Genomic DNA, 19,750 nt, shown 5'->3' on the forward strand with positions numbered 1-19,750 from the left:
ATTGGGGCCTGAATTGGGGCCTGACGCTGGACAAGTCCCCCGTCCGGCGCAAAGCTGCGCAATCGGATATTGGGGGCACGAGCCATGGAACGCGAAGACCTGCAACTGGGTATGGATCGGGCAATCAGCCGGCGCGATTTCGTGAACGGGGTTGCCGCCAGCGCGCTGGCGGGCGGGCTCCCGGCCGAGGCTTTGGCGGCTGCCGGGCGCGCTCAGGCGGTGGTCACGCCCGAGATCGACCCCAATCCCTATCCGCCTGCGCGGCAGGGCATGCGCGGCTCGCATGCCGGCACGTTCGAGGCGGCGCACATGCTGCGCGACGGGACGCTGAAGCTCGCGGACGCCGAGGACAGCGGGGAGGTCTATGACCTGATCGTGGTCGGTGGCGGGCTTTCGGGCCTTTCCGCCGCGCACTTCTTCCACAAGCGCGTGGGGCCGGGTGCCAAGGTGCTGGTGCTCGACAATCACGACGATTTCGGCGGCCATGCCAAGCGCAACGAATTCCGCGTGAACGGCAAGCTGCTCCTCTGCAACGGCGGCACGCTCAACATCGAAAGCCCCTCGCGCTACGACAAGTGGTCGCGCGTGCTGCTCGACGATATCGGCGTGGATATCGCGCGCTACGAGCGGGACAACACGATCAACGCCGGGCTCTACAAGTCGCTGGGCATGGGACACGGCATGGTCTTCGATGCCGAGACGTTTGGCGGCAAGGATGTGGTGCTGGCGATGGGCGGCAGCTGGCGCGGCGGGCCGATCGAGCTCGACAAGCTGGCCAACGCCCCGCTCTCGCCAAAGGCGCGCGCCGATCTTGCGCGGCTTCTGGCCAATACCCAGCCAGATTATCTCCCGGGCCTTGATCAGGCGGCGAAGAAGGACTGGCTCGCGCGCCATTCCTACAAGGCGTTCCTTACGGAAAAAGTGGGCGTCGATTCCCAAGTTTACTGGCTGTTCCAGGATATCGGCAAGGCGAGCTTCTGCGTCGGTGGCGATGCGGTGCCGGCGCTGTTCGCCTGGGTGCAGGGCTATCCCGGCTTTTCCGGCATGAACCTGGGCGACGTGCCCGCCGATCTCTTCGCCGATCTCCCCGGCGGGCAGCACGGCCGCCAGCGCGAGGGCGACAAGTCGATCCACTTCCCCGATGGCAACGCCACGCTGGCGCGGCTGCTGGTTTCCAGACTGGTGCCCGAGGCGACCGCAGGCCGCACGCAGGAAGACATGGGCACCGCGGTGATCGACTACGCCGCGCTCGACCGGCCCGGCGCGTCCACCCGAATCCGCCTGTCAAGCGTGGTCCTCAATGTGGCGCACAAGGGCGATCCGGCCAGCGCGGGCGAAGTCGCGGTGCACTATGCCAAGGCGGGCAGGCTCGTCGCGGTGCGCGGGCGTGCCGTGATCATGGCCTGCTGGAACATGGCGATCCCCTACCTGATGCCCGAACTGCCCGCCGCGCAGAAAGAAGCGCTGGCCTATGGGGTGAAGGGCCCGATGGTCTACACCAGCGTCGCCGTGACGAACTGGCGGCCCTTCGTGAAGCTGGGCGCGGCCAACTTCCACTGCCCGACGATGTTCCATCAGGAAGTCGGCCTTACCGAAGCCGTCAGCCTCGGGGACTTGAAGCACCCGCAGAGTCCGGACGAGCCGGTGGTGCTCCACCTCGTCAAATACATGAACAAGCCTGGCCTGCCGCGCCGCGACCAGCACCGGGTCGGCCGCGCCGAACTCCTCGCGATGAGCTTCGACACTTTCGAGCGTGAAACGCGGCGGCAATTGCAGCGCATGTTGGGCGGCGCAGGCTTCGACGCGGCGCGCGACATTGCCGGGATCACCGTCAACCGCTGGGGCCACGGCTATGCCTATACCTACAACTCGATCTACGATCCGGTCGAGTGGGTCTACAGCGAGAGCCCCAACCGCCCCTGCGTGATCGGCCGACAGCCCTTCGGTCTTGTCAGTATCGCCAACAGCGATGCGGCGGCCAGCCCGCACACCGATGCCGCGATCCAGGAAGCCCACCGGGCGGTGCAGGAAGTGATCGAGCGGCGGACCTATCCGTTCGTACCGCGGCGGACGGCGTGAGCTGCCACTCCGCCGCATGTCAATACGTGTCACCCTGAAACAAGTTCGGGGTGACGGCAAACCGGCTGGTAGGTCCCTCAGTCCGCGATGGCCGCCAGATCCGGCTCGATCCACATGCGCCGGGCTTCCACGCTGAACAGGCGTTCCTTCGAATAGAAGCACAGCGGCCAGCTTCGGTCGCCGATCTCGCTTTCCAGCAGCGCGTTGACGGCGCCGACCAGCGAGGTCCCTTCAGGCAGGGTCCCAGCAAAGGCGCGCGCGCCTTTGATATAGAGCTGGGTCAACGTTTCGTGATAGCCGCCACTGTCCGTATTCTCGGTGCCAACCGACTGATTGTAGGCGCTGATCGTGCCTGGCATGTCGCGCTCGGGCACGAAGTCCGGCCGTTCGCGCAGCAGCCAGAGACACGCGGCGAGATGGGCCTCGTGCGTCCACTCCGCCTTGGGCAGGCTGCGCGCGAGGAGGCCCTCGCCCACATGGCGCACCGCCGCATCATCGGCAAACATTCGGATCGGATGCGCGGCCATGGTCAGTCCTTGAAGCACAAAAAAAGAGGCCTCGCACAGGGCGAGGCCTCTTGCCAGACAGAGATTGTCGTCTTCTTGGCTTATGCCGCGATCGGCGCCGCGTTTCGCACGCTCTCGTCGACGTGGTCGGCGAACTGCGCGAAGTTGTCGATGAACTTGCGCACCAGTTCCCCGGCTGTGCGGTCATAGGCTTCCGGATCGGCCCAGGCACCGCGCGGATCGAGCAGCGCGGTATCGACACCCGGCACGGCCACCGGCACTTCAAAGCCGAAGTTGGGATCGATGCGGAAATCGGCGCTGTTGAGGCTGCCGTCGAGCGCGGCGTTGAGCAGCGCGCGGGTCGCCTTGATCGGCATGCGCTTGATACCGGGCATCGTGGCGAGACCGCCCGACCAGCCGGTGTTGACCAGCCAGCACTTCACCCCGCCCTTGGCGATGCGCTCCTTGAGGAGGTTGCCGTAGATCGAGGGGTGGCGCGGCATGAACGGCGCGCCGAAGCAGGTGGAGAAGGTGGCCTCAGGCTCGGTCACGCCGATTTCGGTGCCGGCCACGCGCGCGGTGTAGCCCGAAAGGAAGTGATACATCGCCTGATCGGGCGTGAGCCGCGCGATCGGGGGCAGCACGCCATAAGCATCCGCCGTCAGGAAGATGATGTTCGACGGCACGGGGCCGAGGTTCTTCTCGCTCGTGTTCGGGATGAAATCGATCGGGTAGGAACCACGACTGTTTTCGGCCAGCGAGGCATCGTCGAGATCGATGGTGCGGGTTTCGGGATCGATCACCACGTTCTCGAGGATCGTGCCGAACCGCTTGGTCGTCGCGAAGATTTCGGGCTCCGCTTCGGCCGAAAGGCGGATCATCTTGGCGTAGCAGCCGCCTTCGAAGTTGAACACCGCGGTATCGGACCAGCCGTGCTCGTCATCGCCGATCAGCGTGCGGCTGGCATCGGCCGAAAGCGTCGTCTTGCCGGTGCCCGAAAGACCGAAGAACACCGCCGTGGTGCCGTCCGCGCCGATGTTGGCCGAGCAGTGCATCGGCATAACGCCCTGCACCGGCAGCAGATAGTTGAGGATGCCGAAGACCGACTTCTTCATTTCGCCAGCATAGGCGGTGCCGCCGATGAGGATCAGCTTCTCGGTGAAGTTGACCGCGATCACCGTCTCGCTGCGGCAGCCGTGGCGTGCGGGATCGGCGCGGAAGCCGGGGATGTCGATGATCGTGTATTCAGGGGCGAAGGCAGCAAGTTCCTCGGCCGTCGGGCGGACCAGCAGGGTGCGGATGAACTGCGAGTGCCAGGCGTACTGGGTGATCACGCGCACCGAGACGCGATATTCCGGCTGCGAGCCGCCGAACAGGTCTGCCACATAGGCCTTGTCGAGCCCGCCCAGCGCGGCGAGGAAATCCGCCTTCAGCGTGGCGAACTGCTCGGGGGTCATGCTGACGTTCGTCTTGCCCCACCAGATCGTGTTCTCGGTCTCGGCATCGCGGACGAAGAACTTGTCCTTGGCGCTGCGGCCGGTGTGCTTGCCGGTGGCGACGACGAAGGGGCCGTCCGCCGAAAGCACGCCCTCGCCATTGCGGATCGCATGTTCCACCAGCGGCGCGGTGCCCAGGTTGGCAAAGATCTGCGCAGGCTCGGGAAGGCCCTGCTGAGCGAGAGTAACGTTCAATGTGGTATCAGACACAATCGGTCTCCCATGGCGGGCCAGCCGGTTGCCCGGGCCGGTTGGGGCTCCGGGCGAGGCCTGTCCCCGCGTTGCAATCACACCCAGAATGCTCTCGTTCGCCGGCGAATCCGTCACGTTACCGCATACGAATGCGCTGAGTCCGTTCTGGCGCATAGTCACCTCGCCATGCTGCGTCAAATGCTGTGCGGCAATGAAGAATTTTGCGCAGCAAGTTGCACCGCGTACAACTGCCCGATTATCCGAGGCCAATAGTCCGCGCGGTTGCCAGCGCCGCGCCGAGCCGGTAATCGACAAGGCCCCTGATCCGCCGCCAGCCCCACCGGAAACCGCCCTGTCCGACGCTTCGCAATCTCCGGTTCCCGCCCCGCGCTCACCGGCGCGTGACCGCGACGATCCTCGTGTGGTCGCACTGGTCGATGATGATCGCAACATCCTCACCACCGTGTCCATCGCGCTGCAGGCAGAAGGCTTTGCCACGCGTCTTTACTACGACGGCGCCGCCGCGCTGAAGGCATTGCTCGAAAACCCGCCGGACCTTGCCGTCTGCGATATCAAGATGCCCCGCATGGATGGGCTCGAACTGCTCCAGCGTCTGCGCGAGAAAAGCCAGCTGCCGATCATCTTCCTCACCAGCAAGGATGCCGAGGCGGACGAAGCGCTGGGCCTTGCGATGGGGGCGGACGACTACATCGCCAAGCCTTTCAGCCAGCGCCTGCTGATCGCGCGCATCCGGGCGATCCTGCGCCGGTCCGAACTGGTCAAGGCCGACAGCGCCGATCCCGCCGAAGCGCGCGCGGACGGCCAGCCGCTGCCTGAGCCGATCCGTCGCGGCCGCCTGCAGATGGATCCCGCGCGCCACACCGTGACGTGGGACGGCGCGCCCGTCTCGCTCACCGTCACCGAGTTCCTCATCCTCGAGGCGCTCGCGCTGCGGCCGGGCGTGGTCAAGACGCGCAACCAGCTCATGGATGCGGCCTATCACGACGATGTCTTCGTCGACGATCGCACCATCGACAGCCACATCAAGCGGCTGCGGCGCAAATTCCGCGCGGCGGACACCGAATTCGCCGCCATCGAGACGCTCTATGGCGCCGGATACAGCTTCACCGATTCCTGACCCTGCGCGCGAGCGGGCACCCGGGCCTCTCCGCGCGGGCCAGCGTCGCCGCTCGTGGCGCGTGCGCGGCGTTTCGCTCACCTCGCGCATCCTCGCGGTCAACGTCATTGCACTCGCCCTGCTGGCCGGCTCGTTCTTCTACCTCGACAGTTACCGCAAGCAGCTTCTCGCCGAACGCTTCAAGCTGGCGCGCGCCGAGGCGGAAATCGCGGCCATCGCGCTTACGGAGGCGCGGCCGGCCGAGGCCCGCGAAGTCCTCGCCGACATCGGCACCGCCCAGAAGCTGCGCCTCACGCTCTACGATGCCAGGGGCGGGCTCATTGCCGACAGTTTCCGCCTCGCCCCTCCGCCCTTCGCCTTCGCCGATCCGGAGCGGGAGGCCTGGTTCACCAGCGCCGCGCGTCTGCTGGATCGCGGCGTCGATTTCATCGTCGGCGCGCCGGCGATCGAGCGTTATCGCGAACCGCCCGAGCCCGGTGCGGCGAACTGGCCGGAGATCGCCCGCGCCCGCGCCGCGCAGGCCACCGAAGTCTACTTGCGCTACGCCCCCGATCGCACGCCGGTGATCACCGCCGCCACGCCCGTCGGCAGCAAGGGCGAAATGCTGCTCGCGCTGCGCAATGCCAAGGATGTCACCCAATCGGTGCGCGATGCGCGCCAGGCGCTGGGCATCATCATCGGTGTTGCCTTCATGCTGTCGATCCAGCTCTCGCTGTTCCTCGCGCGCACTATCGTCCAGCCGCTGCGCGCGTTGGTGCGGGCGGCGGTGCGGGTCCGGCTGGGGCGCGACCGGGCGGTTGTCGTCCCGCGACTGCCTGAACGCGGCGACGAGATCGGCCTCCTCGCCCGCGCCTTTTCGGATATGACCACCGCGCTCCGGCAGCGGATCGACGCGGTCGAAAGTTTTGCCGCCGATGTTGCGCACGAACTCAAGAACCCGCTCGCCTCGCTGTCCAGCGCGCTCGAGACCATGGAGAAGGTGGGCGATCCCGATCTGCGCCAGCAACTGGCCGCCATCGCCGCGCACGATGTCCAGCGGATCGACCGCCTGATCACCGAGATCGCCGACGCCAGCCGGATCGACGCGCAATTGAGCCGCGCCACCTTTGCGCCGCTCGATCTGGCGCGGCTCGCCGGCGACGTCGTCGGCGCGCGCGGAATCCGGCCGGACCGCGAGGCCTGTCCCATCCGCCTTGTCCGCGGCGGCGGCACCGCCATGGTGCGCGGCGATGCGCTGCAGCTGGAGCGCGTGCTTGACAACCTGCTCGACAACGCGGTCTCGTTCTCGCCGCCCGGCGGGACGGTCGAAGTCGTCGTCTGGGGCAGCGAGGGGCGCGTGTTTCTCGCCGTGACCGACGATGGCCCGGGCGTCGCGCCGGCGGAGCGGGAGAAGGTCTTCGAACGCTTCCATTCGGTCCGTCCGGCCAGCGAGGCCTTCGGCGCGCACAGTGGCCTCGGCCTTGCCATCGCGCGCACGATTGCCGAGGCGCACGAAGGCACGCTGACCATCACCGACCGCCCGGGCGGCGAACGCGGCGCGCAACTGGTGCTCGAACTGCCGATGGCCGGGGAAGACGAAGAGTGAGCCTGCCCTTCAAGCACCAGGCCACTTGCGTTGCCATCGAGGGCCGCGCGGTGCTGATCGAAGGCCCGCCGGGTTCGGGCAAATCCAGCCTCGCTCTGGCGCTTATCGATCGCGGCGCGGTGCTGGTCGGCGATGACGGGGTCACGCTGGAGCCGGATGGCACGCGGCTACTGGCCAGCCCGGTGCCGGCGACCGCGGGGCTTCTCGAAGTGCGCGGCCTTGGTCTGGTGCCCATGCCTGCCACGGCGGCCGTGCCCGTCGCGCTGGTCATCGTGCTGGACGCGGCGGCGCCGCGCTTTATCGAAGCGGCGGAGGCGGCCGGGCGCTGCGATGTCACGCTCCCTCTCGTCCGGCTCTGGCCCGGTAGCCCGGTCCTTGCGCTCCGGGCCGAACTCGCGCTGCGCACCTACGGCCTTGCGATCTGAGGTCGGCTGTTCCTTGGCGAAACCCTGCTGTTCCTTGGCGAAACATTGCGCAGGGCGCACTTGCCCCCTTGCGGTCTTTTATTCGCCGCGGGATCGGCGCACACCACGCGGATGGTCGCCGAATCGGAAAACGAACCTGCGCCGCAGCGCATCCTGCTAGTCACCGGCGTGCTCGGCGCGGGCAAGACGACCGCGCTGCGCACGCTGGAGGACATGGGCTGGGAGGCTATCGACAACTTCCCGATCCGCCTGCTCGATCGCCTGCTGGAGACCGAGCCCGGCTCGGCCCAGCTCGACGCGGGCTCGCCGCTCGCGATCGGCTTCGATACTCGCACGCGCGGCTTTGATCCCACGCGGACGATCGAGCGGGTGAAGCGCCTCGCGGCGCGCTCCGATCTTGCCGTTACCACCCTGTTTCTCGATTGCGGCGGGGCGGAGCTTGAACGCCGCTACAACGAGACCCGCCGCCGCCACCCGATGAGCGAGGGCAAGCCCGCCGCGACCGGCATCGCGGCCGAGCGCGAACTGCTCGAGCCGCTGCGCCGCTGGGCGGATGTCGTCATTTCCACCACCGACTTCTCCACCAATGATCTGCAGCAGGCGATTCGCGAACAGTTCAGCCGCCTCACACCGCAGCGCACCACGGTGACTATCTCGAGCTTCGGCTTTTCGCGCGGTACTCCGCCGCTGGCGGACCTGGTGTTCGACATGCGCTTTCTGGCCAACCCGCACTGGGACGATGCCTTGCGCCCGCAGACCGGACGCGACGCGCCCGTCGGCGACTATATCCGCCGAGATCCGGCATTTGGCGAGGCTTTCGGACGGATCCGCGATCTTCTCCTGCTGCTGCTTCCGCGCTTCGAGGCGCAGGGCAAGGCCTATGTGAACATCGCCTTCGGCTGCACCGGCGGGCGCCACCGTTCGGTGTTCATGGCCGAGCAGATCGCTTCTGCCTTGCGCGAGGCGGGATTTTCTCCCACATTGCTGCATCGCAACCTGGGGTCGCGCGCTGCCGATATGGTCGAAGGCGCGCAGACGTGAAAACAAGAGGCATCTGCCGTCCATCCGGGGAGACAGGCAGGGATCGGGGGAATGGGCATGCACTGGAAGATGGCGGGACCGATCGGGCGAGCAGCCGGATGCGGCACCAGCCTGAACCGAATTTGCCCAGCCTGAACGCGGCGCAGCGCCGCAACGCCCTTCGGAGCCATACCCCCAGATGATCGGTCTCATCCTCGTCACCCACGGCGCCCTTGCCGACGAATTCATTCACGCGATGGAGCATGTCGTCGGCCGGCAGCCGGATATCGTTGCTGTCTGCATCGGCCCGAACGATGATATGGAACGTCGCCGCAAGGAAATTGCCGAGGCGATCCGGAGGGTGGACAGCGGCGAAGGCGTGATCATCCTCACCGACCTGTTCGGCGGCACCCCCTCAAACCTCGCGATCTCGCTGATGGAAGCGGGCCGGATCGAAGTGATCGCGGGCATCAACCTGCCCATGCTGATCCGTCTGGCCAAGGCGCGCAGTGCCATGGGCGTGCGCGAGGCGACCGCTGCCGCGCGCGATGCCGGCCGCAACTACATCACCATCGCCTCCGAATTCCTGGGGCAGGACGCCTGAGCATGCCCGATCCGTCAAGCGAAAGCGCCGCCGATACATCCGCGACCACGGCGCGCGAGACGGTCCTGATCGTCAACCAGCGGGGCCTCCATGCGCGCGCCAGCGCCAAGTTCGTCAACGCCGTGGCCAAGCTGCCCGAAGGCCTCGACGTGCGCGTGATCAAGGACGGCACCGAAGCGCAGGGCGGCTCGATCCTCGGCCTCATGATGCTGGGGGCGGCCAAGGGCGATTCGGTCGAGATCGTCGTGACCGGGCCTGACGCGGACGGTGTGCTCATGAAAGTCGCCGGGCTCGTCAAGGACGGCTTCGGCGAAGATTGAGGCCGAGGGCCCGATGACCCGCCGCCAGATCACCGGGTTTTCCAACCCGACCATCAAGGCCGTGCGCGCGCTGCGCGAAAAGAAGCACCGCAAGCGCGAGGGGCGCTTCCTCGCCGAAGGGCTGCGCCTGCTGACCGATGCGCGCGAGTGCGGGCGTCTGCCCGAACTGCTGCTGATGGCCGAAGGGCGCGAGGGGCATCCGCTGCTGGACGCACTGGAAGCCGCAGTCATGCGCGCGGGCGGCGATGTGATCGAGATGCCCGAAGACTTGCTCGCCAAGGTTACGGGCAAGGACAACCCCCAGGCCGTGGCGGGCGTCTATGCCGAATGGGATACCCGGCTCGATGCGCTCGACCGGACGCGCGCCCCGCTCTGGCTGGTGGCGCAGGCGATGCGCGATCCGGGCAATCTGGGCACCATGCTGCGCACGGCGGATGCGGTGGGGGCAGGGGGCGTGATCCTGCTCGACGATTGCGCCGATCCGTTTTCGGTCGAAGCCGTGCGCGCGAGCATGGGCGCGGTTTTCACGGTGCCGTTGGCGCAGGCGCGGTGGGAGGATTTTGAGCGGTGGCTGCGGGCTGGTCCCGGCCAGTTGGTGGCGGCCAGCTTGCGCGAGGCGGTGCCCTATCGCGGCGCGGCCTATGTAGCGCCCTGCTTCGTGATGGTGGGCAACGAATCGCGCGGCCTGCCCGAGGACTATGAAATGGCCTGCGACCTGCGCGTGACGATGCCGATGAAGGGCCGCGCCGACAGCCTCAATGCGGCGGTGGCGGCGGCGGTGCTGGCCTACGAAGTGCTGGCCGCGCTGGGGGGCTGACGGCCCCTCATTCTCCCAATAGTCGTCATTCCTGCGAAGAGGGGAATTCAGAGCGGCTGGCGCGGCGCATGTGGCACTGGATTCCCGCCTTCGCGGGAATAACGAAGGGTTGGGCCGCGTGGCCTACTCCGCCGCTTCACCGTCCGGCTCCACCAGTGCCAGCTTCGGGCCGCCGTCCGCATCGCCATGGCGCGGCGCGGTTTCCACGAGCGGAACATCCTCGATCTCGCGCTTGCCGATCTCGATGTGCTTGTCGCGCAGGCGGCGCCCGGCGGAGAGCACGTTGCGCTCGAAGCTGCCGACGAACTTGTTGTAGTGCCCGACGGCACTGTCCAGCCCCGAGCCGACGCGCTTGAGGTGTTCCGCCGCCACCGCGAGCCGGTCATAGAGCTCGCCGCCCATCCGCCCGATCTCGCGCGCTTCGCGCGCCAGTCCGTCCTGCCGCCAGACCTGCGCGACCGTGCGCGCGATGGCGACGAGGTTGGTGGGGGAAGCCAGCAGCACGCGGCGTTCGAAGGCGAAGTCCCATAGCGTCGGATCGCGTTCGAGCGCGGCGGCGATGAAATGCTCGCCGGGCACGAACATCAGCACATAGTCCGGCGCTTCCTCGAACTGGCTCTGATAGCTCTTTGCGCCCAGCGTCTGGATATGGCCCCGCATCGACTGGACATGCGCGGTCAGCGCTACCGCACGGGCATCGTCGTCCGCGGCCTCGAAGGCATCCTGATAGGCGTTGAGCGAGACCTTGGCGTCGATCACGAGGATCTTGTTGCCCGGCACCTTGACGATGGCATCGGGGCGCAGCCGCCCGTCCTCGGTATCGACCGAGTGTTCGGTGACGAAATCGGTGTGTTCGGCAAGGCCGCACTGTTCGAGCACGTTGCGCAGCTGCAGTTCGCCCCAGCGCCCGCGCGTCTTGGGGCCATTGCGCAGGGAATTGCCCAGCTGCAATGCGGCGGTGCGCACGGCCTCCTGCCCCTGCCGCATCCCCTCGATCAGCCCGGTCAGCTGCCCGAAGGCATCCACACGTTTGGCCTCAAGCTCCTGCACCTGCTGTTCGTATTTCTCCAGCCGCGCGCCGACCGGTTCCAGCACCGCCTGCAGCCGCGCCTCGCTGGTCTTCTCGCTTTCGGCAAAGCGCGCGTTGGCGCGGGCGAGGAAGGCTTCCTGCGCGCGTTCGAGCACCTTGTGGCCGGCGTTCTCGAACTCCTTGCGCAACGTCTCCTGCGCCTCGATCAGCAGGCGCTTCTGCTCGGCGAAATTCTCGGCATCGGCCTTCATCCGCTCGAGTTCTGCGCGCAGGGCCTCGCGGTCCGCGCGCAGTGTGGCGAGCTCACCGCGCATCCGGTCCGCGTCGGCCGCGCGTTCCTGTGTGGCGGCGAACTGGGCGGCGAGCGTATCGCGTTCCTCGCGCACGGCAGCCACGTCAGCCGCAAGGGCATCGTGCTGCCCGGCCTTGACGCTGGCGGCGGCAAGCTCGGTGATCGCGCGGCGGAACTTCTCGTCGAGCTCCTTCGCTTCGGCATCCCGGGCGGCGAGCCGCGCCTGCAGTTCGGCCATCGGCCGCACTCCGAGGAACCAGCCGACGGCGAGGCCGGCCAGCAGAGCAACGATCAGAAAAACAAAGACAAGGGTGGTATCCACGCCGACTCCTGAACCGGAACGAAGCGTGAACTTATCCTGACTCTAGCGGCGGCGCAAGCGTGCGCGCCGATCACGCCGCGCGGCGCAGCTTTTCCAGTTTGCGCAGCACCATCTGCCGCTTGAGGCGCGAAAGGTGATCGATGAACAGGATGCCTTCGAGGTGGTCCATCTCGTGCTGCAAACAGGTGGCGAGAAGGTCGTCCATCTCTTCCTCGTGGACGGTGCCATCAAGGTCCTGCCAGCGGGCGCGGATGCGCGCGGGGCGCTCCACTTCGGCGTACATTTCGGGCACCGAGAGGCAGCCCTCGTTGTAGACGCGGCGTTCGGCCGAAGGATCGAGAATCTCGGGATTGATGAACACGCGCGGCTCGCGCTTCGTCGGCTGGTGATGGTGATGGTGGCCGTCGTGGGCACAAGGCACCGGCTCGGCATCCGGATCGTCGGGCTGCAGATCGATCACCAGCACGCGCAGCGGCACGCCGACCTGCACGGCGGCAAGGCCGATCCCCGGCGCATCGTACATCGTCTCGAACATGTCGGCGACGAGCGTCCTGAGCTCCTCGTCGAAAACGGTGACGGGCGCGGAGATCTGCTTGAGGCGCGGATCGGGGACTTCGAGGATTTCGCGGATAGCCATGAGACTCAGATAATCGCGGCAGGCGCGACTCGCAAGGTGCTACCCGACCGGCCTTCTTGCCCTGAGGGCCTGCGCCAAGGTCCCCTCGTCGAGATAGTCGAGCTCGCCGCCCACCGGCAGGCCGTGGGCCAGCTGGGTGACGCGCAAGGGCAGGGTGTCGATCCGCTCGGCGATATAGTGCGCGGTGGTCTGGCCCTCGAGCGTGGCGTTCATGGCGAGGACGACCTCGTCGATCCCGCCCGCTTCCAGCCGCGCGAGGAGCTTGCCGATGGAAAGATCCTCCGGCCCGACGCCTTCGAGCGCGGAAAGCCTCCCGCCGAGCACGTGATAGCGCCCGGTGAACAGCCGCGAGCGGTCCAGCGCCCACAAGTCCGCCACTTCCTCCACGACACACAGCGCGCGGGCATCGCGGCGGGGATCGGTGCAGATGGAGCAGGGATCGGCGGTATCGACATTGCCGCAGGTCTGGCATTCCACCAGCCGCGCGCGCACGCCCTCAAGCGCCTCGGCCAGCTGGACCAGGCTCGTCTCGCGCCGCTTGATCAGCCACAGCACCGCACGCCGCGCCGAACGCGGTCCAAGCCCGGGAAGCCGGGCCAGTGCGCTCGCCAGCGCCTCGATCTCTTGCGATGCCATGGGGGGAGAGATAGGGCCAGCCCACGCAAACGAAAGGCCTTTTGAAGCGTTATGCGCATCGTCTTTATGGGAACCCCGGATTTTGCCGTGCCGACGCTGACCGCGCTGGTGGGGGCGGGGCATGCGGTGGTCGCGGCCTACAGCCAGCCGCCGCGGGCCGCGGGGCGGGGCAAGCAGCTCCAGCCCTCGGCCGTGCACCGTGCGGCGGAGGCGCTGGGAATCGACGTGCGCACGCCGGTTTCGTTGAAGGGCGCGGAGGAACAGGCTGCGTTTGCCGCGCTGGAGGCCGATGTGGCGGTGGTGGCGGCCTATGGGCTGATCCTGCCACAGGCGATCCTCGATGCGCCGCGCCATGGGTGCCTCAATGTGCATGGTTCGCTGCTGCCGCGCTGGCGCGGCGCGGCGCCGGTGCAGCGCGCGATTCTGGCCGGAGACGAGATGACCGGCGTCACCATCATGCAGATGGAGCGCGGGCTCGATACCGGGCCCATGCTCGCCAGAGTGGAGACGCCGGTTGCGCGCAAGACCACAGGGGATCTGACTGCGGAGCTCGCGGAAAAGGGCGCGGCGCTGATGGCTGCTGTGCTCGCCGATCTTCCCGCGCATCTGCCGGTGGTGCAGCCGGAGGAAGGCGTGACTTACGCGCACAAGATCGAGAAGGCCGAAAGTCGCCTCGGTTTCACGCGGCCGGCGGTGGAGGTGGAGCGTCAGGTCCGCGCTTTCGCGCCTGCGCCGGGGGCCTTCTTCGAACTGGAGGGCGAGCGGTACCGGGTGCTGGCGGCGGACGTGGCGCAGGGCAGCGGCCTGCCCGGCACCACGCTCGATGACGCGCTCACGATTGCCTGCGGGGAGGGCGCGCTGCGCCCCACTTTGATCCAGCGCGCGGGCAAGCCGGCGATGGAAACGGCGGCGCTCCTGCGCGGACGCACAATCCCGGCGGGCACGCACCTTGCGTGAAGGCATGACCCGCTACGCCCTCACGCTCGAATACGATGGCCGCCCTTACATGGGCTTCCAGCGCCAGGCGCACGGGCCTTCGGTCCAGCAGGCATTCGAGGAAGCGGCGGAAAGCGTTGTCGGCCACCCGGTCACGCTCCATTCCGCCGGGCGCACGGATACCGGCGTCCATGCCCGGGCCATGCGCGCGCATTTCGACAGCGAGAAACCCCTGCCGCCCTTCCGCATGGGCGAGGCTGTGAATGCGCGGCTGCGGCTGGCGGAACAGGCTGTGGCCGTGCTCGATTGCGTCGAGGTGCCGGAGGACTGGCACGCGCGGTTCACCTGCATCGGCCGATCCTACGAATACGTCATCGCCAATCGGCGCGCGCCGCTGGTGCTGGAGGCGGGGCGGGCGTGGCGGATCGCACATGAACTGGATGCCGATGCCATGCACGAAGCGGCACAGGTGCTGGTGGGCCGCCACGATTTCACCACGTTCCGTTCGGCGCAATGCCAGTCCGCCAGCCCGGTCAAGACGCTGCGGCATCTGTCCGTCCGGCGGGAAGCGGACCATGTGATCATTGCAGCCGAGGCGCGCAGCTTCCTCCACCATCAGGTGCGCTCGATGGTCGGCTGCCTTGCCTTGGTGGGCGAGGGGCGCTGGACCGCCGCCGACATGCGCGCTGCGCTGGAGGCGGCTGACCGCCGCGCGCTCGGCCACAATGCGCCGCCGGATGGTCTCTATTTCATGCGCGCGCTTTACCCCGGCGAATGAGCCGTTAAGTAGCAGATTGAAACCTGCGCTGTCCGCCAAGGAGCCGCGCATGAGGGAGAGAATCATGGCATTCACCGGCAAGCAGCTCACCACACGTCTCGATGCCGACGGCACGCTGACCGTCCAGATCGTGCCGAAGACCTGGGACGCGCCCACCGGCAGCCAGGTGCTCGTGCAAGTCGAGGCGACGCCGATCAACCCCTCCGACCTTGGCCTCCTGTTTGCCTCCGCCGATACCGCGAACGCGGTCTACAGCCCCGGCAAGGTCGTGGCGAAGATGCCCGAGGGCGCCACCCGCGCCATGGCCGCGCGCCACGGGATGGACATGCCCGCCGGCAACGAAGCGGCCGGCGTGGTCGTCGCTGCCGGAGACAGCCCAGCCGCGCAGGCGTTGATGGGCAAGCGCGTCGCCTGCGTGCCGGGCACGGCCTACGCCAGCTATGCCTATGCCGAGGCGGGCATGTGCCTGCCCGTTGACGAGAGCGTCACCCCGGCTCAGGCCGCCTCCAGCTTCGTCAACCCGATGACCGCGCTGGGTTTTGTCGAGACGATGCGGCTGGAAGGCTTCACCGGCCTCGTCCACGCCGCCGCCGCTTCCAATCTCGGCCAGATGCTGGTGCGCATCTGTCAGGAAGACAACGTCCCGCTCGTCAACATCGTGCGCAGCGAAGAGCAAGTCGCGCTCCTCAAGGGCCTTGGCGCGACGCATGTGCTCAACATGACCGAGCCGGGTTTCCAGGCCGCGCTCACCGATGCGATCCACGAAACCGGCGCGATGCTGGGCTTCGACCCCATCGGCGGCGGCACGCTGGCGGGTCAGATCCTTGCCGCGATGGAAGCCTCAGCCAGCCGGGGTGCCGCGTTCAGCCGCTATGGCTCGTCCGTGGCCAAGAAGGTCTACATCTACGGCGCGCTCGATTTGGGGCCGACGATCCTCAATCGCGCTTTCGGCCTCACCTGGGACCTTGGCGGCTGGCTGCTCACGCCGTTCATGGCCAAGGCCGGCATGGAAACGGTGGGCCGTATGCGCGCCCGGGTCGCCCGCGATCTCACGACCACGTTCGCCAGCCACTACAAGGCCCAAGTCAGCCTCGAAGGTATGCTGGAAGCAGCCGCGGTGGCGGAATACAACGCGCGCCGCACCGGCGAGAAGTATCTGGTGGTGCCGACTGCCTGACAGGAAAAAGGGGCGCCCGGCAGGGCGCCCCTCGCTGTTTCCTCAGGCCTTCCCGACCACGCTTTCCGGCAGGTCCTTGCCGAACACGCGCTGGTAGTATTCGGCCACCAGCACCCGCTCGGTCTCGTCGCACTTGTTGAGGAACGAGAGGCGGAAGGCGAAGCCGGCATCGCCGAAGATGCCGGTGTTCTGCGCCCAGCTGATCACCGTACGAGGGCTCATCACGGTCGAGATGTCGCCGGCGATGAAGCCATTGCGGGTGAGGTCGGCCACGCGGACCATGTCCGCTGCCGTCTTGGCGTCGAGTCCGGGGACCTTCTTGGTCACGACGTCGATCTCGGTCGCGGCGGGCAGGTAGTTCAGCGCCACGACGATGTTCCAGCGGTCCATCTGGCCCTGGTTGATCGCCTGCGTGCCGTGATAGAGGCCGCTCGTATCGCCAAGACCCACCGTGTTCGCCGTGGCGAAGAGGCGGAAGTTGGGGTTCGGGCGGATCACGCGGTTCTGGTCGAGCAGCGTCAGCTTGCCTTCGGTTTCCAGCACGCGCTGGATCACGAACATCACGTCCGGACGGCCCGCATCGTATTCATCGAACACCAGCGCGGTCGGCGTCTGCAGCGCCCAGGGCAGAAGGCCTTCGCGGAACTCGGTCACCTGAAGGCCGTCGCGCAGCACGATCGCGTCACGCCCGATCAGGTCGATGCGGCTGATGTGCGCATCGAGGTTGATGCGGATGCACGGCCACTTGAGGCGCGCAGCCACCTGTTCGATGTGCGTCGATTTGCCGGTGCCGTGATAGCCCTGCACCATCACGCGGCGGTTGTGGGCAAAGCCCGCCAGGATCGCCAGGGTGGTATCGGGATCGAACACGTAGTTCGGATCGATGTCGGGCACGCGCTCGTCGGCCACGGAGAAGGCCGGCACGGTCATGTCGACGGGAATGCCGAAGGTCTCCCGCACGCTGAGCGTGATGTCGGGGGCGGCAAGGACGGTGGTGGCGCGCGTATCGGCCTGCAGGTTCGGGATATCGGTCATCACCCCATCGCCTATACGGGCCAGACAAAGGCTGCAATAATCTTTGCGTGCAGACTCGGCCGCAGAGCCGGAACAAGAGGCGGATGCTATGAAAATGTATGGGGCCCTGCTTTCACCCTTCGTGCGCAAGGTCGCGGTGGTGCTCGCCGAAAAGGGCGTGGACTATACCCCGGCGCGCGGCGGACCGGGCAACACGGACCCGGAATTTCTCGCCGTCAGCCCCTTCGCCAAGATCCCCGCGATCGACGATGAAGGCTTCTGCCTCGCCGATTCGTCGGCCATCGTCCACTACCTCGAGGCGAAATACCCCGCCCCGGCGCTGATCCCCAGCGAACCGCAGGCGCTTGGCCGCGCGGTGTGGTTCGACGAGTTCGGCGATACCATCTTCGCCGCCTCCGGCCTCAAGATCCTGTTCAACCGCGTCGTCGGCCCGCGCTTCCTCGGCCAGCCCGGCGACGAGACGATTGCCCTTGAAGGCGAGGCCGAACTGCCGCGAATCTTCGCTTATATCGAAAGCGTGGTGCCGGATGCAGGCTGGCTGCTCGGCGAAACCTTCACCATCGCCGACATCACGGTCGCCTCGATGCTTTGCACGCTGCGCTATGTCGGCCACGGGCCCAATCCAGAGGCTTATCCCAGGACCGCCGCGTGGCACGCGCGCGCACTGGCACGCCCCTCATGGGCTGCGGTGGAGGCGAAGGAAGCCGCCCTCATGCAGCGCATCCTGCCCGATCTCGTTCCCGTCTGATCGCAAACCCTGATCCGGCGCGGACCGAAGCGGGTAAGCTGGCTGGACACACCCGTTCGCAGCAGTGGGAGAACCTGCATGACCCGGCCCCAGGTCCCCTTCATCTGGTACGAGTTGATGACCACCGATGCCGAGGCCGCCGCCGCGTTCTACGGCAGCGTCGTCGGCTGGACAATCCACGCGCCTGAGCCCGGCTCGCCCATGGACTACCGCATGATCACGCGCCGCGATGGCGGTGGGCAGGGCGGGGTGCTCCAGCTCACGCGCGAAATGCAGGCCGAAGGCGCGCACCCGGCGTGGGTGCCCTATCTTCACGCCGCCGATCTCGACGCGGTGATCACGGCCATCCTCGCCGATGGCGGCCGGCAGCTTGCCCCGCGCATGGATATTGCCGAAGGCAGCTTCGCCATGGTGAGCGATCCGCTCGGCGCTCCGTTCTATCTCATGCAGCCGAATCCGCCGGAAGATCGCCCCGATGCCGGCAGCGATGTCTTCTCGGCGGACAAGCCCCAGCACGTGCGCTGGAACGAGCTGCCCAGCCCCGATCCCGAAGCGGCCAAGGCTTTTTATGCGCGCCACTTCGGCATCAGCTTCACCCGCACGATGCCAATGGGCGAGATGGGCGATTACGCGTTCATGGACCATGGCGATGTCGCGCTCGGCGCGGTCATGCGCCGTCAGAACCCGAACCAGCCGGCGATGTGGACGCTCTATTTCGGCGTGCCCGATATCGCCGCTGCAGCTGCCGCAATCGCCGCGGGCGGTGGTAGGATCCTGTTCGGTCCGCACGAAATTCCTGGCGGAGAGTACAACGTGATCGCGCTTGATCCCCAAGGCGCGGTCTTCGGGCTTGTCGGCCCCAAAGGAGCCTGAGCTATGGCAGACTATACGTTCTACACCGTCCCCATGTCGCGTGGCCAGATCGCCCGCTGGGCGCTGCACGAGGCAGGTGCGGACTACGAACAGGTGCTCGTCGACTGGGCCAGCCGCCCGCCGGAACTCGTCGCCGCCAACCCGATGAACAAGGTGCCCACTCTGATCCACCACGCGCCGGAGGGCGACCGCGTGATCACCGAATGCGCCGCGATCTGCGCCTATCTTGCCGATCTGCACGCAGAGGCTGATCTCTTCCCGCGCGATGAGGAAAAGGCCGATTACTATCGTTGGCTGTTCTTCGCGGCGGGGCCGCTTGAACAGGCGGTTGTCAGCCGCGCGATGGGCTGGGACGTGCCCGAGGGCAAATCCGGCATGGCGGGCTTCGGCACCTACGAGCGCACCATCGACGTGATGGAAGGCCTGCTTTCCGGCCGCGACTGGGTCTGCGGCGCGCGCTTCACCATGGCGGACGTCTATGTCGGCAGCCAGATCGACTGGGGCCTCAACTTCGGCTCGATCCCGCCGCTCCCTGCTTTCGCCGCCTATGCCGAACGCCTCCGCACCCGCGCGGGCTACCAGTCCGCCAAGGCCATCGACCGCGACCTGATCAAGGCGGCGCGCGCAGGAGAAAACGGATGAACGCGCTCACCATCACCCGCATCATTGCCGCACCCACCGAACGCGTATGGGACGTGCTGGTCAACCGGATGGAAGAATGGTGGTGCCCCAGGCCATGGCGCGCGGAGATCGTCCTTCAGGAGCGCCGCGCCGGCGGGGCTGCCAACATGGTGATGCATGGCCCGAACGGCGAAGTCATGCCGAACGAGGGGATGTACCTCGCGTGGGACGAGGGCCGCCGCTTCGTCGTGACCGATGCGGTCAGGCTTGATCCTGCTACCGGCACGTTCCTGCCTTCGGGGCCGTTCATGATCGGCACGTGGGAAGTGGCTGCTGAAGGGGATGGCACGCGCTACACCGCCAGCGCACGCCACTGGACCGAAGAGGCTATGAAGCAACACCGGGACATGGGTTTCGAGGCCGGCTGGAACGCCGCTGCCGATCAGCTCCAGGCGCTGTGCGAAGCAGGCTGAGCGGAGCTGC

21 protein-coding genes are annotated in these 19,750 nt (G+C 67.2%); 15 read left to right on the forward strand and 6 right to left on the reverse strand.

Going from position 1 to position 19,750, the window contains the following annotated elements:
• Window positions 1–84 precede the first annotated feature (84 nt).
• Window positions 85–2,079, forward strand: coding sequence for an NAD(P)-binding protein (locus tag AQZ52_RS06250; protein ID WP_240481467.1), 1,995 nt, complete (start codon window positions 85–87; stop codon window positions 2,077–2,079).
• 77 nt (window positions 2,080–2,156) lie between these two features.
• Here AQZ52_RS06250 and AQZ52_RS06255 read toward each other — a convergent pair whose 3' ends face one another.
• Together AQZ52_RS06255 and AQZ52_RS06260 are read right to left on the reverse strand one after the other, a co-directional pair.
• Complete coding sequence (locus tag AQZ52_RS06255; protein ID WP_240481468.1) at window positions 2,157–2,606, reverse strand: hypothetical protein; 450 nt, start codon at window positions 2,604–2,606, stop codon at window positions 2,157–2,159.
• A gap of 80 nt (window positions 2,607–2,686) precedes the next feature.
• Entirely contained in the window at window positions 2,687–4,291 is a 1,605-nt protein-coding gene (locus AQZ52_RS06260; RefSeq protein WP_067907365.1) for a phosphoenolpyruvate carboxykinase, read from the reverse strand.
• A 403-nt stretch (window positions 4,292–4,694) separates the two neighbouring features.
• On the opposite strand from AQZ52_RS06260, the gene AQZ52_RS06265 reads away from it, so the two are divergent.
• The 7 genes from AQZ52_RS06265 (at window position 4,695) to AQZ52_RS06295 (ending at window position 10,182) form a co-directional block, all read left to right on the forward strand.
• On the forward strand, window positions 4,695–5,411 hold the full coding sequence (locus tag AQZ52_RS06265; protein ID WP_067907368.1) for a response regulator transcription factor: 717 nt from the start codon (window positions 4,695–4,697) through the stop codon (window positions 5,409–5,411).
• Entirely contained in the window at window positions 5,380–6,996 is a 1,617-nt protein-coding gene (locus AQZ52_RS06270) for a sensor histidine kinase (protein ID WP_082697594.1), read from the forward strand. The genes AQZ52_RS06265 and AQZ52_RS06270 overlap by 32 nt, the downstream gene beginning before the upstream one ends.
• On the forward strand, window positions 6,993–7,421 hold the full coding sequence (locus AQZ52_RS06275; RefSeq protein ID WP_082697595.1) for an HPr kinase/phosphorylase: 429 nt from the start codon (window positions 6,993–6,995) through the stop codon (window positions 7,419–7,421). Before AQZ52_RS06270 ends, AQZ52_RS06275 begins: the two co-directional genes overlap by 4 nt.
• Window positions 7,422–7,532: 111 nt before the next feature.
• The gene (gene rapZ / locus AQZ52_RS06280; RefSeq protein WP_067907371.1) at window positions 7,533–8,462 is read left to right on the forward strand and encodes an RNase adapter RapZ; all 930 of its coding nucleotides are present in this window, start codon (window positions 7,533–7,535) and stop codon (window positions 8,460–8,462) included.
• A 178-nt stretch (window positions 8,463–8,640) separates the two neighbouring features.
• Window positions 8,641–9,045 carry a PTS sugar transporter subunit IIA gene (locus tag AQZ52_RS06285; RefSeq protein WP_067907374.1) on the forward strand — a complete coding sequence of 135 codons (405 nt, stop codon included), beginning with the start codon at window positions 8,641–8,643 and terminating at the stop codon, window positions 9,043–9,045.
• A 2-nt stretch (window positions 9,046–9,047) separates the two neighbouring features.
• The gene (locus AQZ52_RS06290; RefSeq protein ID WP_067907377.1) at window positions 9,048–9,365 is read left to right on the forward strand and encodes an HPr family phosphocarrier protein; all 318 of its coding nucleotides are present in this window, start codon (window positions 9,048–9,050) and stop codon (window positions 9,363–9,365) included.
• 13 nt (window positions 9,366–9,378) lie between these two features.
• Entirely contained in the window at window positions 9,379–10,182 is an 804-nt protein-coding gene (locus AQZ52_RS06295) for a TrmH family RNA methyltransferase (protein ID WP_067907379.1), read from the forward strand.
• 123 nt (window positions 10,183–10,305) lie between these two features.
• Here AQZ52_RS06295 and AQZ52_RS06300 read toward each other — a convergent pair whose 3' ends face one another.
• From AQZ52_RS06300 to recR, 3 genes are all read right to left on the reverse strand, one after another.
• The gene (locus AQZ52_RS06300) at window positions 10,306–11,826 is read right to left on the reverse strand and encodes a DNA recombination protein RmuC (protein WP_067907383.1); all 1,521 of its coding nucleotides are present in this window, start codon (window positions 11,824–11,826) and stop codon (window positions 10,306–10,308) included.
• 70 nt (window positions 11,827–11,896) lie between these two features.
• On the reverse strand, window positions 11,897–12,463 hold the full coding sequence (gene def, locus AQZ52_RS06305) for a peptide deformylase (RefSeq protein ID WP_067907386.1): 567 nt from the start codon (window positions 12,461–12,463) through the stop codon (window positions 11,897–11,899).
• Between the two features lie 39 nt (window positions 12,464–12,502).
• A complete protein-coding gene (recR, locus tag AQZ52_RS06310) occupies window positions 12,503–13,099 on the reverse strand; it encodes a recombination mediator RecR (RefSeq protein ID WP_067907389.1) in 597 nt (198 codons plus the stop codon).
• A 51-nt stretch (window positions 13,100–13,150) separates the two neighbouring features.
• Between recR and fmt the strand changes: the two genes are divergently transcribed.
• From fmt to AQZ52_RS06325, 3 genes are read left to right on the forward strand one after another with little or no spacing between them, the layout of a single operon-like run.
• The gene (gene fmt, locus AQZ52_RS06315; RefSeq protein ID WP_067907392.1) at window positions 13,151–14,056 is read left to right on the forward strand and encodes a methionyl-tRNA formyltransferase; all 906 of its coding nucleotides are present in this window, start codon (window positions 13,151–13,153) and stop codon (window positions 14,054–14,056) included.
• Between the two features lie 4 nt (window positions 14,057–14,060).
• Window positions 14,061–14,813: a tRNA pseudouridine(38-40) synthase TruA gene (gene truA, locus AQZ52_RS06320; RefSeq protein WP_067907395.1), complete on the forward strand. Its 753-nt coding sequence runs from the start codon at window positions 14,061–14,063 to the stop codon at window positions 14,811–14,813.
• 49 nt (window positions 14,814–14,862) lie between these two features.
• Window positions 14,863–15,990: a zinc-binding dehydrogenase gene (locus AQZ52_RS06325; protein WP_240481470.1), complete on the forward strand. Its 1,128-nt coding sequence runs from the start codon at window positions 14,863–14,865 to the stop codon at window positions 15,988–15,990.
• A gap of 42 nt (window positions 15,991–16,032) precedes the next feature.
• Here the strand turns inward: AQZ52_RS06325 and AQZ52_RS06330 are convergent, their stop codons facing one another.
• Complete coding sequence (locus AQZ52_RS06330; protein ID WP_067907401.1) at window positions 16,033–17,025, reverse strand: AAA family ATPase; 993 nt, start codon at window positions 17,023–17,025, stop codon at window positions 16,033–16,035.
• An 88-nt stretch (window positions 17,026–17,113) separates the two neighbouring features.
• Between AQZ52_RS06330 and AQZ52_RS06335 the strand changes: the two genes are divergently transcribed.
• The 4 genes from AQZ52_RS06335 to AQZ52_RS06350 all read left to right on the forward strand — a co-directional run bounded on the left by AQZ52_RS06335 (window position 17,114) and on the right by AQZ52_RS06350 (window position 19,740).
• On the forward strand, window positions 17,114–17,773 hold the full coding sequence (locus AQZ52_RS06335) for a glutathione S-transferase family protein (protein ID WP_067907404.1): 660 nt from the start codon (window positions 17,114–17,116) through the stop codon (window positions 17,771–17,773).
• 78 nt (window positions 17,774–17,851) lie between these two features.
• Window positions 17,852–18,646: a VOC family protein gene (locus AQZ52_RS06340; protein WP_067907406.1), complete on the forward strand. Its 795-nt coding sequence runs from the start codon at window positions 17,852–17,854 to the stop codon at window positions 18,644–18,646.
• Between the two features lie 3 nt (window positions 18,647–18,649).
• A complete protein-coding gene (locus AQZ52_RS06345; protein WP_067907409.1) occupies window positions 18,650–19,288 on the forward strand; it encodes a glutathione S-transferase family protein in 639 nt (212 codons plus the stop codon).
• Entirely contained in the window at window positions 19,285–19,740 is a 456-nt protein-coding gene (locus AQZ52_RS06350) for an SRPBCC domain-containing protein (protein WP_067907412.1), read from the forward strand. The genes AQZ52_RS06345 and AQZ52_RS06350 overlap by 4 nt, the downstream gene beginning before the upstream one ends.
• Window positions 19,741–19,750 lie beyond the last annotated feature (10 nt).

Source organism: Novosphingobium fuchskuhlense (genome assembly GCF_001519075.1).
GTDB classification, from domain to species: domain Bacteria; phylum Pseudomonadota; class Alphaproteobacteria; order Sphingomonadales; family Sphingomonadaceae; genus Novosphingobium; species Novosphingobium fuchskuhlense.

Coding starts and splice junctions, on each gene's coding strand:
- def (WP_067907386.1), bottom strand. CDS start 12,463: ATGGCTATCCGCGAAATCCTCGAAGTCCCCGATCCGCGCCTCAAGCAG.
- AQZ52_RS06290 (WP_067907377.1), top strand. CDS start 9,048: ATGCCCGATCCGTCAAGCGAAAGCGCCGCCGATACATCCGCGACCACG.
- AQZ52_RS06330 (WP_067907401.1), bottom strand. CDS start 17,025: ATGACCGATATCCCGAACCTGCAGGCCGATACGCGCGCCACCACCGTC.
- AQZ52_RS06250 (WP_240481467.1), top strand. CDS start 85: ATGGAACGCGAAGACCTGCAACTGGGTATGGATCGGGCAATCAGCCGG.
- AQZ52_RS06335 (WP_067907404.1), top strand. CDS start 17,114: ATGAAAATGTATGGGGCCCTGCTTTCACCCTTCGTGCGCAAGGTCGCG.
- rapZ (WP_067907371.1), top strand. CDS start 7,533: ATGGTCGCCGAATCGGAAAACGAACCTGCGCCGCAGCGCATCCTGCTA.
- AQZ52_RS06340 (WP_067907406.1), top strand. CDS start 17,852: ATGACCCGGCCCCAGGTCCCCTTCATCTGGTACGAGTTGATGACCACC.
- fmt (WP_067907392.1), top strand. CDS start 13,151: ATGCGCATCGTCTTTATGGGAACCCCGGATTTTGCCGTGCCGACGCTG.
- AQZ52_RS06285 (WP_067907374.1), top strand. CDS start 8,641: ATGATCGGTCTCATCCTCGTCACCCACGGCGCCCTTGCCGACGAATTC.
- recR (WP_067907389.1), bottom strand. CDS start 13,099: ATGGCATCGCAAGAGATCGAGGCGCTGGCGAGCGCACTGGCCCGGCTT.
- AQZ52_RS06270 (WP_082697594.1), top strand. CDS start 5,380: ATGGCGCCGGATACAGCTTCACCGATTCCTGACCCTGCGCGCGAGCGG.
- AQZ52_RS06255 (WP_240481468.1), bottom strand. CDS start 2,606: ATGGCCGCGCATCCGATCCGAATGTTTGCCGATGATGCGGCGGTGCGC.
- AQZ52_RS06325 (WP_240481470.1), top strand. CDS start 14,863: ATGAGGGAGAGAATCATGGCATTCACCGGCAAGCAGCTCACCACACGT.
- truA (WP_067907395.1), top strand. CDS start 14,061: ATGACCCGCTACGCCCTCACGCTCGAATACGATGGCCGCCCTTACATG.
- AQZ52_RS06345 (WP_067907409.1), top strand. CDS start 18,650: ATGGCAGACTATACGTTCTACACCGTCCCCATGTCGCGTGGCCAGATC.
- AQZ52_RS06350 (WP_067907412.1), top strand. CDS start 19,285: ATGAACGCGCTCACCATCACCCGCATCATTGCCGCACCCACCGAACGC.
- AQZ52_RS06295 (WP_067907379.1), top strand. CDS start 9,379: ATGACCCGCCGCCAGATCACCGGGTTTTCCAACCCGACCATCAAGGCC.